Origin of the sequence: Proluteimonas luteida (assembly GCF_021191695.1) — a bacterium.
Lineage (GTDB): Bacteria > Pseudomonadota > Gammaproteobacteria > Xanthomonadales > Xanthomonadaceae > Luteimonas > Luteimonas luteida.
Genome location: NZ_JAIWPT010000003.1, coordinates 223,276 through 235,107, shown reverse-complemented (window position 1 = coordinate 235,107; position 11,832 = coordinate 223,276). Strand labels below are relative to the sequence as shown.

The following is an 11,832-nucleotide window of genomic DNA, read 5'->3' as shown; positions in this document are numbered from 1 at the left end:
GTGGGGATTCTCCTCGGGAAAACACGGACGGCGGACATCCGCCGGTGGCTGCGCCGGCGACATACGTCGGCGCACGGATGCGGATCGTTCCACAGCGCCACAGGCGACTCACGCCGCAGTGCGACAAATTTGTGACAGGGCGTACCGGGCGGGTGCGCGCGCCGCGCGGGGCGGCGACAATACCGCAATGGACATCCTGCTCAATGGCGACGCGCTGTCGCTCGAAGACACCACCACCACCGTGCTCGCCCTGCTGCAGCAGCAGGGACTGGCCGAACGCCGGGTCGCGGTCGAGGTCAACGGCGAGATCGTGCCGCGCGGCCGGCATGCGGACACGCGGCTGCACGACGGCGACCGCGTCGAGATCGTGCATGCGCTCGGCGGCGGCTGAGCCCCGCCCGGCCGCAGCGGTGGATGCGGACTACAGCCGGCGCCAGCCGAACCCGTCGCCCCTGCGCCAGAACACGCCACGCGCCTGGCCGTAGATCGACGCCGCGGGCACGAAGCCGAAGTAGCGACCGTCGAAGCTCTCGCCGCGATGGTCGCCGAGCACCAGCACCTGCCCCTGCGGCACCAGCACGTCGTGCAGGTCGGGACCGCCGCCGGCGTCGAGGTCGAGCGTCGCCACGCGCGCGCCGAAATCCTCTTGCGCGCCGTCGGCATCCGCCGCCAGCGGCGTGCCGTTGATCGACAGGCGGCCGTCGACCAGGTCGACCCGGTCACCGGCCACCGCGACCACGCGCTTGATCAGCCGGGTGCCGTCGGCCGGCGACTTGAACACCACGACGTCGCCACGCTGCGGGGTGTCCACCGGGATCAGCGCGACCTGGGTGAACGGTACCCGCAGGCCGTAGGCGCGCATGTCGACGACGACGCGGTCGCCGGGCATCAGCGTCGGCTCCATCGAGCCACTGGGCACGTTGTAGTGGTTGGCCAGCGACGAGCGCGCAACCAGCAGCAGGGTCAGCATCACCAGCAGCGGCAGGCCCTCGCTGCGCAGCCAGCGGCGCAGGCGCGCCGGAAACGCGAGCCGGTCGGACGTGGCATCGGGTGGCGTTGCGGTCATCGGCGGGTTCCCTCTGGTCGATGGGGATGGGACCGCCGACCTGCGCCGGTGGTTCCCCGCCCCGGGTGCGTCAGCGTGCCGCGCGCAGCGCCTGCTGCTCGGCGATGGTCAGTGCGACATTGTCGCGCAGGTAGGCCGGCTCGATGCGATCGGCGGCGACCGCCTCGCCACGCGCGAACGCGGCCGCGCCGAGCCGGGCCAGATCGCCGGCCCGCGGCAAGGCGGTCGCGTCGACGCCGGCCATGCGCGCGCCCAGCCGCGCCGCCAGCGCGCCATCGCCGGCGGCGAAGCCGGTGCCGACGCCGTGCCACGCACCGCCAGCGGATTGCGCAAGCGGCTCCGGCAGCGCCACCGATGCCGGCGGACCGACGCGCTCGTCGTCGAGCAGCCGCGGACCCTCGGCATCCAGTGCGAACGCGGCGCTGTAGACCTCGCCCATGCGCGCGTCGATCGCGGCCAGCACGTGGCCGCCGGGGCCGGCGGCGTCGGCGCCGCGCATCGCCAGAACCGCGAGCGTCGACAGCGCGACGACCGGCCGGTCCAGCGCCAGCGCGATGCCCTGCGCGAGCGCGATCGCCAGCCGCACGCCGGTGAAGGCACCGGGTCCGCGGCCGACCGCGATCGCATCGAGCTGGCTGCGCGCCACGCCGGCCTCGGCCAGCAGATCCTCGGCCCAGGGCAATGCCAGCTCCGCGTGCCGGCGCGGGACGATCCCGAAGCGCTCCAGCACGCGACCGTCGTCCCAGACGGCGACGGAACAGGCTTCGGTGGCGGTTTCGAAGGCGAGCAGTTTCATGGGCGGGCTTCGTGGATCGGAATCGGGGCGTCTTCGCCGGCCAACGCCGCCGACGCCGCGATTGTCGCAGCGTCGGTCTCCGCGGTGCCATGGCCGTGCGCGGCGAAGAACGCCGCGACATCGGCAACGTCGCGCGTGCGCGGCAACGGCGGCAGGGAATCGAGAAAACGCCGGCCATAGCTCTTGCCGACCAGCCGCGGATCGCACAGCACCAGTACGCCACGGTCGCGCTCGGTGCGGATCAGCCGGCCGACGCCCTGCTTGAGCGCGATCACCGCCTGCGGCAGCTGTTCGTCGCGGAACGGCTGGCCGCCGGCGCGGCGGATCGCATCGAGCCGGGCCTCGAACACCGGATCGTCGGGCGCGGCGAACGGCAGCTTGTCGATGACCACGACACTGAGCGCGTCGCCGGCCACGTCGACCCCCTCGCGGAAACTCGCCGCGCCGAGCAGCACGCCATTGCCGGAATCGCGGAACTGCTGCAGCAGCACGTGGCGCGGCGCCTCGCCCTGCACGAACAGCGGCCACGGGCAGGCATCGCCGGCGGCGCGCAGCAGCGCAGCGGCCTCACGCAGCGCACGGTGCGAGGCGAACAGCAGGAACGCGCGGCCGCCGGAGGCCGCCAGCACCGGCCGCACCGCATCGATGATCGCCGCGGTGTAGCCCGGCGCCTGCGGATGCGGCAGCGCCGGCGGCAGATAGCACAGCGCCTGTCGCGGCCAGTCGAACGGACTGGGCGAGAGCAGGGTCTGCGGCGCGTCCAGGCCCAGCCGCGCGGCGACATGGTCGAAATGGCCGTCGACGGCCAGCGTGGCCGAGGTGAACACCCAGGCCGCGCGCGAGAGCTCGCGATGCGTGCGCAGCGGCCCGGATACGTCCAGCGGGGTGCGCTGCAGGCGGAAGCCGCGCGGGGTCAGCTCGTACCACAGCACGCTGTCGCCGCCGCGCGCGGGCGCCTGGTGTGGATCGCCGTCGGTGACCGGATCGCCAGGAACCTCCGCGTCGCCGAAGCCCGCAGGCGCGCCATCGTCGAACGCCGCGCCGGCCTCGGCGCACGAGTCGCCGTCGTTCCAGTTGCGCAGGCGCGCGATGAACAGGCCGGCGCGCGCATGACAGCTGTCCAGGCCCGGCGCCGCCTCGCGCAGCGGCGCCAGGGCGTCGCGCAGGTACACCAGTGCATCGTCGAGCGCATGCAGCGCGTCCTCGACCGCCGGCTCGTACAAGGCGCGGTAGCGGGTGCCGCGCACCGGCAGTCCTTCCATCGCCGCGCGCAGTGCGCGCGCCGCCAGGTCCAGCGCCTCGGCCGGCGACTGCAGCACCGGCAGCGCGCCGGGCACGCTACGGCCTTCGGCGACCGCGTCGCGCGCCAGCTCGACCAGCGGCCGGGCGCTCAGGCCTTCGCCGAAGAACTGCGCGGCGAGTTCCGGCAGCTGGTGCGCCTCGTCGACGACGAAGGCCTGGGCGCCGGGCAGGATCTCGCCGAAGCCCTCCTGCTTCAGCGCCAGGTCGGCGAGCAGCAGGTGATGGTTGACGACGACGATGTCGGCCTCCTGCGCACGCTGCCGCGCACGCACCAGGAAGCACTCGCTCCAGAACGGGCAGTCGTTGCCCAGGCAGTTGTCGACGGTCGAGGTGACCAGCGGCAGCAGCGGCGAGTCGTCGCCGAGGCCGTCGAGTTCGGCCATGTCGCCCATGCGCGTGCGCCCGGCCCAGGCGACGATGCGCTGGAACTGCGCGCCGTGCCCGCGCACGGCCAGCTGCGGTTCGCCGCGGGCCTGTTCCAGGCGGTGCAGGCACAGGTAGTTGGCGCGGCCCTTCAGCAGCGCGGTCCGCAGCCCCGTGCCCAGGGCGTCGCGCACGCGCGGCAGGTCGCGGTGGTAGAGCTGGTCCTGCAGCGCGCGCGTCCCCGTCGAGACGATAGTCTTCAGCCCCGACAGCAGCGCCGGCACCAGGTAGGCGAAGGTCTTGCCGGTGCCGGTGCCGGCCTCGGCAAGCAGTGTCGCGCGCTGCTCGAACGCATCGGCGACCGCCATCGACAGGGTCTGCTGCGCCGCACGCGGCCGGAACGCGGGGATGCACGCGGCCAGCAGGCCACCGTCGGCCAGCGCCTCGCGGCTGCGTGCCGCGAGGCTGCCGTCACGGGATGTCATGGCGCGCAGCGGCCGCGGGGTCGACGGTCGGGAGTGGATCGAACACCCTGGCGGGACCGTTGCCGGGCGCCCGCGGCAAGGCGCGGCGGGCGCAAACAAGGGCGGCCTGCGAACCGGATGACCGCGGTCTTCGCCCACCGCGCTGCGGCCACGGGCGTGCGGCAGCGGTCGCGACAGGTGGACGAATGACGCTCAACTCCTCAGTAGCGTTCGGGACCGGACACGCGGCAACCGTCGACCTGCGCCCGCGCCTGCGCCGCCCCGGCGACGTCGCCCCCGGCCAGCCGAACCTGCTCCAGGGTCGTCCAGTGGCGGCGGCACAGCGGGCCGAGCTGCGACCCGATCGCATAGGCGCGTTCGGCCAGCGTCGCCGCGGCCGCGTAGTCCTGCTGCAGCACCGCCAGTTCGGCGCGCTCCTGCAACAGCGCCGGGTCGTCGGCGACGATCTCCAGTGCCTGGTCGAGCGCGACGACCGCGGCCGGCACATCGCCCCGGGCCTCGAGCGCGAGCGCCTGCTCGCGCAGGTCGTCGACCATCGGGTCGCGCAGCGGCTGCACGGCGAGTTCGCCTTCGCCGTCGCCGCCCGAGGCGCGGATCAGGGCGACCATTTCCTGCGCCGTGGCCGACGTCGCCGGCGGCGCCGTCTCGTCCGCGACCGGCGCCTGGCTCGCGCATGCGGCGAGCAGCAGCAACGGCAGGCACAGGCCTGTGCGGACGGCGGTCATCGACTTCATCGGGGTTCCTCGGCGGGTGGGGGCGGCGGTGGCGGCGGTTCCGGTTCCGACGCGGCAGCGTCCTCGTCGCGACGACCGAAGCCGAACCACTCGCGCCAGCCGCGCCGGGCCTGCTGCACCGGCGCGCCCGTGGCATCGACGAGATTGCCGTCGGCGTCGACGAAGGTGTCCTGGCCCGGCTGGTAGCGGCACGACCGGTAGGGTGGCGCATACCCCTGCGCGAAGGCGAAGCGGCGCGCATCGGGACAGTCCGCATCGCTGCTGCTCGACTGTACCACCCACTGCCATTCCAGCCCTTCACTGCCGACGTCCAGCGGTGCGCTGGGCAGCCGCGCGAACAGCCCCGACCACACCCGCATCGCGCCGGTCGCGCCCTGCAGCCCGGTCGATTCGTTCTGGTCGTTGCCGACCCAGACCACGGCCAGATGATCGCCGGTCCAGCCGGCGAACCAGCTGTCGCGGCCATCGTTGCTGGTGCCGGTCTTGCCGGCGGCATTGAGCCGGCCCAGGCCGTCGTTGATCAGCTGGCGTCCAGTGCCCGACGACACCGCGTGCTGCAGGCCGATGGTGACGATGCGCGCGGCCAGTGCGTCGCTGCGGGTGGCGGCCTTGGGTGTGTGGTCGTAGCGGTTGACCACCCTGCCCTGCGCATCCAGCACGCCACGCACCGTGTGCAGGATCTGCACTTCGCCGCCGGAGGCGAGGAACTGGTAGAGCTGCGCCATGGCGTACGGGGACTGGTCCATCGAGCCGAGGATCAGCGAAGGGTTGGCGTCCACGCGCACGCTGATCAGCATGTGCACCAGGTCGGCCAGCGCGCCCGGGCCGACGTCCATGCCGATCCGCACCGTCGCCTGGTTGTAGGAGCGCGCCAGCGCATCGATCAGGCGCACCGTGCCGTGGCTGCGGCCGTCGGCATTGCCCGGGCTCCAGCGCTTGCCGTTGGCCAGGGTGATGTCGACCGGCGAGTCGTCGACCCAGCTGGCCAGCGAATAGCGGCTGGGATCGCCGAGTGCGATCAGGTAGACGAACGGCTTGAGCAGCGAACCGACCGGGCGATGCGCCTCGATGGCGCGGTTGAAGCCGTGCTCGACCGGATTGCGGCTGCCCACCGCGGCAATGACCTCGCCGTCGTGCACGTCGGTCAGCACCAGCCCGGCCTGCAGCGGCGGACGCTTGCCGGTGGACAGCTCGTCGAGCGTACGGGTCACTGCGCCTTCGGCATAGGCCTGCGCCGACGGCGACATCGCGCTCATCACCGTGAGCCCGGCGCCCTGCAGCGCGCCGGTGGGATAGTCGTGCGCCAGCTGGTGGCGGATCAGGTCGACGTAGGCGGGGAAGCGGTTCGCGGCGATGTTGCCCGGCGTGTCGGTGATGCCCAGCGGCTGGGCGAGCGCACGGTCGTGCTCGGCCTGGTCGATCAGCCCCGTGCGCAGCATGTTGGCCAGCACGAAATCGCGCCGCGCCTTGGCACGTTCCGGCTGCCGGCGCGGATCGTAGTACGACGGCCCGCGGATGATGCCGACCAGCAGCGCGACCTGCTCGGTTTCCAGGTCGTCGATCCGGCGGCCGAACCAGAACTCCGCGCCCGCGGCGACGCCGTGGATCGCCTGCGCGCCGCGCTGGCCCAGGTAGACCTGGTTGAGATAGGCCTCGAGGATCGCTTCCTTGCCGTAGCGCGCCTCGATGATCAGCGCGTAGAGGATCTCGTTGAGCTTGCGGGTCCAGGTCTGTTCGCGGCCGATGCCGAGCAGGCCGCTGCGCGCGAGCTGCTGGGTCAGCGTGCTCGCGCCCTGCCTCGCCTCGCCGGCGCGCAGGTTGACCAGCGCCGCGCGCGCCATGCCGCTGAGGTCGATGCCGTGATGGTGAGCGAAGTCGCGGTCCTCGACCGCCTGCAGCGTGTCGGTCAGCAGCGCGGGCACCTCCTGCACCCTGACCAGCCGGCGCTCCTCCTGCCGCTGCCCGTACAGGGTGGCGATGCGCGCCGGATCCATGCGCGCGGCCTCGCGCCTGCCGCCGTCGGCATCGCGCAGGTCGGTCACCCGTCCACCGGACAGGGTCAGCTGCACCCGGCTGGGCGCGACGACGCCGTCGACGTCGCGGAAGCCGCGGCTGGCGATCGTCCAGCGTCCGCCATCGTCGACGTACGTGCCGGCCCGCACGCCGTCGCCCTCGCGATAGCCGGCGGCGTCGAGTTCGGTCTTCAGGGTACGGGCGTTCATCGCCAGGCCCGGCGTCAGCAGCAGCGGCCGTGCGTACACGCGCGTGGGCACCTGCCACTGCAGCGCGCCGAAGCGCTCGCTGACCTGGTTGTTCAGGTACAGCGTGTAGGGGATCAGGAAGCCCAGCCCCAGCGCGACCAGCGCCAGCGTCCAGGTGACGAGGCGGCGGCGCCAGCCCGGCGACGCGTCGTCGGCGTCGGTGTCGTCGTCTTCGTAGTCGATGCGGGCCATGAAACCTGTCGGCAGTCGCCTGTCGCGGGATGCGACAATGGGCAGCGGCGCGAGTCTAGCGCAGCAACGCTGGACCGCCTCCGGCCGGGTCCATCTCCATTCAGCCTAGCGAGACCGATCTTGCCGTTCCATTTGCGTTACCAGTTGCGCCGGCTGTCCGCGCGTCTGCATCGGCTGCGCATCGCCGTGGCGACGCGCGGCTGGCGCAGCGCACTGACGCGCGTTGCCAACCGCTCGCCGCACGGCAAGGCGCCGGAGGCACCCTCCTCGCCGGCACCGGCTCCCGCGCCGGCGCCGCGCAATGCGCAGGCAACGCGCATCCTGCTCATCGATGTCGGCACGCCCCGGCCCGACCGCGACTCCGGGTCCATGCGTGCCGTCAATCTGATGCGGGTGCTGCTGGACACGGGCTTCGCCGTCGATTTCCTGCCCGACGACCGGGGTGTGCAGGGGCACTACACCCGCGACCTGCAAGCGCTCGGCGTCACCGTGCATGCCGGCGACGATGTCCCGGACTATCCGGCCTGGCTGGCGCAGCACGGCCACCGCTACGCGGGGGTCGTCGTCAGCCGCTATCACCTCGCCGAGTTCCTGTTCCCGTTGCTGCGGCGACTGGCGCCGCAGGCCCGGCTGGTCCTGGATACGGTCGACCTCCATCACGTGCGGGAGCAGCGGGAAGCCGACCACCGCGACCACGCCACGCTGCGCCGGTTGGCCCGCGGCACGCGCAGGCGGGAACTGCGCGCGATGGCCGAGGCCGATCTGACGTGGGTCGTCAGCGAGGCGGAAGCGCAGATGCTGCGTTCGCAGCAGGTCGCGCCCGCGGTGCACGTGCTGCCCAACCTGCACGCCATCGCAACCGGCCCCGTCCTGCCCGCAGCGCGGCATGGGCTTCTGTTCGTCGGCGGCGCCGGTCATCCGCCGAACGTCGACGCCGTCGACTGGCTCGTCTCCTCGTTGTTTCCCGCGATCCGGGCCCGGCTGCCGGCCTGCGAACTGCACCTGGTCGGCGACGGACTCGATGCCCTGGTCCCGCAACCGCCCGCCGGTGTCGTGGCGCACGGCTACGTGCCGGAGCTGGCGCCTCTGCTTGATCGCTGCAGGATCGGGCTCGCGCCGCTGCGGTTCGGCGCGGGCGTGAAAGGCAAGGTGAACCTGTGCATGGCGGCGGGTCTTCCCGTCGTGCTGACCCCTTGCGCCGCCGAGGGCATGCATCTGGTCGACGGTCGCGATGCGTTGATCGCCGGGAGCGCGGACGCGTTCTGCGACGCCGTGGTCCGGCTGTACCAGGACGAGGCCCTGTGGCACGCGCTGTCCGGGGCCGGACTCGAAAACGTGCGACGCCACTTTTCTTTCGAGGCAGCGCACGCGACCATCGCGGCCTCGTTCGACCTGCCTGCCTCCGGCCCTTAATGCGCATCCTGCTGATCGCCTACGAATTCCCGCCGAGTCCCTCGCCGCAGTCGCTGCGCTGGACGTATCTGAGCCGCGAGCTCGACAGCCTGGGACACGAAATCCACGTACTGACTGCCGATCTCGGTGGCGAGACGCCCGGCCTGCCGGAACTACCCGACACGATCCGCGTCCACCGTACGTTCCCGGGGCCGGTCCGCGGCATGCTGTCGCTGCTGCGCAAGCGCCAGCAGCGCAAACGCGACGCCGGCCTGCTGCCCGATGCCCCCGGCGATGCCGCGCCTGCGGCCGGACAGCCGCAGGCGATCCGGCCGCCGCGCAACTGGAAGCAGCGGATCTCCGAAGCCATCCAGACAGTGGCGCAATTCGTGCATTTCCCCGACATCCGCGGCGAGTGGCGGTTCTGGGCGCGTCGTGGCCTGCGGCGCACGCTCGACGCCGTCCAGCCGGACGTCGTCGTCAGTTCCCACGAGCCGGCGACCACGATCGAACTCGCGCTGATCGCCAAGCGCCGCGGATTCCACTGGGTCTCCGACATCGGCGATCCGGTTCTGGCCAGCTATACACCTCGCCGCTGGCGGGCCCGCTCCGCGCGGATCGAACGCGCGATGTGCCGTCATGCCGACCTGCTGACGGTGACCACCGACGCCACGGCCGCACTGATGCAGCATCGCCACGGGCGCGAGCGGCCGATGCTCGTGCTGCCGCAGGGATTCGATGACCGCCGCGGCGAGCCGACGGAGGGCGTGGCGCTGTTCGATGCGGATCGTCTGGAACTGCTGTACACCGGCAGCTTCTATCGGTTCAGGCGACCGGACGCCCTCCTCGAAGCGCTGCAGGCCAACCCGGCGCTGCGCCTGAACATCGCGTCCATCGCGGTACCGGAGTCCGTACTCGCGGCGGCCAGCCGCCGTCCCGACAGCATCCGCTTGCTGGGCTTCCTGCCCCACACCGCCATTCTCGACCTGCAGCGCGCCGCCGATGTCTTGGTCAACATCGCCAACGACGACGCCACGCAGATCCCGGGCAAGGTCAACGAGTACCTGGGCGCACGCCGCCCGATCCTCAATCTGGGCGCAGGTGGCGATCCCACTTCCACGATGATCGCGTCGCTGCGGCGAGGCTACAACTGCGCCAATACGCCCGATGCGATCGGTGCATTGCTGACGCGCCTGGCGCAGGCGAAACAGGCATCGCGGCTCGACGATGGACTGGACCTGTCGCCGGCACCGATCCTCGACAGGAGCTGGCGATCGATCGCCGCCCGCCTCGACACCTACCTGCAGGCGCTGGCGCCTGGAGAAATCCACGCGGATGCGGTCAGGGAACCCGCGGCGACGCGGCACTGAGGCTACGGTCCCCCTCGCATGCGCCGCGCGTCGCAATGGCGCATCCGCGCGTCCGGCCGGACCGGATGACAGGAAAGCGGACTGGCACGGCACCGCGGCAACGCCCATTCCCCATGCCGCCTCAGGGATCTCCCGCCGCCGCGCGCAGCCGCCGTTCCAGCTCCGCATGTCCGGGCACGCCGCTGTCGAGTTCGCGCGCGGATGCGAGCGCGGCGCGGGCGCCGTCGAAGTTGTCGGCGCCGAGGCGCTCGTCGCCGATCGCCAGCCAGCGTTGCGCCAGGCGTCGCCGCGCCTGGGCCAGCGCGGGCTCGTCATCGCCGAGCAGGTCGCGGGCCTCCAGGCAGCTGCGCGCCCGCGCGAGGTTGTTGGCGCGCAGGCCGGCATCGAAGCATTGCCGCGCCGTCGGCAGCAGCCGTGCCGCCGCCGTGACCACGGATGCGTCATCGGGCGCCAGCGCGCGCGCGGCGCGGATCTTGTCGTAGGCGCTGTCGCCCGGCGGCGTCAGCAGGTCGCCGCGGGCCTCCGCGGCGGCCGCCTGCCGCAGCAGGGTGGCCACGCGCTGGCGGCGTTCCGCGGCGGGCAATGCCGGGGTCATCGCCCCGAAGCGGCTGCGCGACTGGGCGACGGCGGCATGCGCGGCGCGCACCGCGTCGTCGTCGGCGGCAAGCGCATCGGCCTGCCGCAACGCGGCATCGGCGCCGGCGAAATCGAAATCCCGCGCCAGCCGCCGGGCGCTGCGCGCGTGGAAGGCCGCCGCCTCGTGCAGGCCGCGGACCGCCGCGGCATCGTCGGGATCGAAGGCCAGCAGCGCGCGCCAGTCGGCGACGGCCTGCTCGACCCGCCCACCCGCGAGGTGGGCGTCCGCGCGGCGCCGCAGCGCGTCGAGTTCCTCGGTCAGGCGCGCCTCGGTATCGGGCAGGTCGACATGGCCGGCGTCGTAGCGCCGCACGGTCGCGATCAGGTCGGCAGCCTCGCGCAGGCCACCGCTGCGGAGCTGGTCGCGCGCCCGGTCCAGCAGCGTGCCGAGCGCATCCTCGCGGCCGCGCAAGGCGTCGGCGTCGTCCGGCTGCAGGGCAAGGATGCGCCGGTACAGCGGCAGCGCCGCGGCCTCGTCGCCATCCAGATGCCCCGCTTCCTGCGCCGCCTGCGCATCCGCCAGCAGCGACGGCAGACCGGCATCGGCGGCTTCGCGCGTGCGCAACCATTCGGCGATCGCGTCGGTATCCTGGCGCGGCGCCGACAGCTCGCGTGCCAGCCGCAGCGCCGCGTGCGCATCCGCATGGCGGCCTTCGTCGACGGCCTGGCGGGCCTGGGCGACCGCGGCATCGGCCACGTCCGCCAGCCCGGTCCGCGGGCGGGTGTCGTCGGGATCGAGCGCCAGGGCCGCCTCGTAGAACTGGCGTGCGCCGCTGCCGTCCTCGGCGCTGAGCCTGCCGGCGACCAGTGCCTCCGCGCCCTGCCCGAGCAATGCCTGCACACGGGTTTCCGGCCACACGCAGTCGACGACGAACGTGCGCACCAGCACGATCAGCAACAGCAGCGTCGCCGCCGCAGCCACGGCGATCCAGCGCCAGCGCCGCGACGCGGGCGGCGTGCCGCCGCCATGGTCACCACGACCGCGGCGTGCCAGCGGCGCCTGCGCGCGCAGGCGGCCGAGGTCGTCTCCGCGGCCATCGCCGTCGGGTTGCGCAGTCATCGGGGCCGGGTCGCGGTTCACGACGCGAAGTATGGAAGAAATGCCTGAATGGAAGCGTCACCGCACGGCCGGCAACGGCAGTCCGCGATGCCGGACGGGGCTAAGAACCTGCTCACGATCTCCAATGGGTCGCGCGGCCCGAAGGGTGGCCGCGCAGCGGCCACGCGGGCCGGTT

The 11,832-nt window shown here is 72.9% G+C and carries 9 protein-coding genes; 3 read left to right on the top strand and 6 right to left on the bottom strand.

Annotated elements, in window-relative coordinates:
- Window positions 1-187 precede the first annotated feature (187 nt).
- Entirely contained in the window at window positions 188-391 is a 204-nt protein-coding gene (gene thiS / locus LDO26_RS04440) for a sulfur carrier protein ThiS (protein ID WP_232129868.1), read from the top strand.
- 30 nt (window positions 392-421) lie between these two features.
- On the opposite strand, the gene lepB is transcribed toward thiS, so the two are convergent.
- From lepB to mrcB, 5 genes are all read right to left on the bottom strand, one after another.
- Window positions 422-1,066: a signal peptidase I gene (lepB, locus tag LDO26_RS04435; protein WP_232129867.1), complete on the bottom strand. Its 645-nt coding sequence runs from the start codon at window positions 1,064-1,066 to the stop codon at window positions 422-424.
- Window positions 1,067-1,136: 70 nt separating this feature from the next.
- Window positions 1,137-1,862, bottom strand: coding sequence for a tRNA (adenosine(37)-N6)-threonylcarbamoyltransferase complex dimerization subunit type 1 TsaB (tsaB, locus tag LDO26_RS04430; RefSeq protein ID WP_232129866.1), 726 nt, complete (start codon window positions 1,860-1,862; stop codon window positions 1,137-1,139).
- Window positions 1,859-4,012, bottom strand: coding sequence for a DNA repair helicase YoaA (gene yoaA / locus LDO26_RS04425; protein ID WP_232129865.1), 2,154 nt, complete (start codon window positions 4,010-4,012; stop codon window positions 1,859-1,861). Before yoaA ends, tsaB begins: the two co-directional genes overlap by 4 nt.
- A gap of 200 nt (window positions 4,013-4,212) precedes the next feature.
- Window positions 4,213-4,746: a hypothetical protein gene (locus tag LDO26_RS04420; RefSeq protein ID WP_232129864.1), complete on the bottom strand. Its 534-nt coding sequence runs from the start codon at window positions 4,744-4,746 to the stop codon at window positions 4,213-4,215.
- Window positions 4,743-7,199, bottom strand: coding sequence for a penicillin-binding protein 1B (mrcB, locus tag LDO26_RS04415; RefSeq protein WP_232129863.1), 2,457 nt, complete (start codon window positions 7,197-7,199; stop codon window positions 4,743-4,745). The genes LDO26_RS04420 and mrcB overlap by 4 nt, the downstream gene beginning before the upstream one ends.
- A gap of 120 nt (window positions 7,200-7,319) precedes the next feature.
- Between mrcB and LDO26_RS04410 the strand changes: the two genes are divergently transcribed.
- Both LDO26_RS04410 and LDO26_RS04405 read left to right on the top strand, forming a co-directional pair.
- Window positions 7,320-8,612: a glycosyltransferase gene (locus LDO26_RS04410; RefSeq protein ID WP_232129862.1), complete on the top strand. Its 1,293-nt coding sequence runs from the start codon at window positions 7,320-7,322 to the stop codon at window positions 8,610-8,612.
- A complete protein-coding gene (locus tag LDO26_RS04405) occupies window positions 8,612-9,961 on the top strand; it encodes a glycosyltransferase (protein ID WP_232129861.1) in 1,350 nt (449 codons plus the stop codon). Before LDO26_RS04410 ends, LDO26_RS04405 begins: the two co-directional genes overlap by 1 nt.
- 121 nt (window positions 9,962-10,082) lie before the next feature.
- Here the strand turns inward: LDO26_RS04405 and LDO26_RS04400 are convergent, their stop codons facing one another.
- Window positions 10,083-11,657, bottom strand: coding sequence for a hypothetical protein (locus tag LDO26_RS04400; RefSeq protein ID WP_232129860.1), 1,575 nt, complete (start codon window positions 11,655-11,657; stop codon window positions 10,083-10,085).
- Window positions 11,658-11,832: the final 175 nt, after the last annotated feature.

Excerpts from the sequence above, each read along its gene's own strand:
- lepB (WP_232129867.1), bottom strand. The coding sequence starts at position 1,066 with ATGACCGCAACGCCACCCGATGCCACGTCCGACCGGCTCGCGTTTCCG.
- mrcB (WP_232129863.1), bottom strand. The coding sequence starts at position 7,199 with ATGGCCCGCATCGACTACGAAGACGACGACACCGACGCCGACGACGCG.
- tsaB (WP_232129866.1), bottom strand. The coding sequence starts at position 1,862 with ATGAAACTGCTCGCCTTCGAAACCGCCACCGAAGCCTGTTCCGTCGCC.
- LDO26_RS04400 (WP_232129860.1), bottom strand. The coding sequence starts at position 11,657 with ATGACTGCGCAACCCGACGGCGATGGCCGCGGAGACGACCTCGGCCGC.
- yoaA (WP_232129865.1), bottom strand. The coding sequence starts at position 4,012 with ATGACATCCCGTGACGGCAGCCTCGCGGCACGCAGCCGCGAGGCGCTG.
- LDO26_RS04405 (WP_232129861.1), top strand. The coding sequence starts at position 8,612 with ATGCGCATCCTGCTGATCGCCTACGAATTCCCGCCGAGTCCCTCGCCG.
- LDO26_RS04420 (WP_232129864.1), bottom strand. The coding sequence starts at position 4,746 with ATGAAGTCGATGACCGCCGTCCGCACAGGCCTGTGCCTGCCGTTGCTG.
- thiS (WP_232129868.1), top strand. The coding sequence starts at position 188 with ATGGACATCCTGCTCAATGGCGACGCGCTGTCGCTCGAAGACACCACC.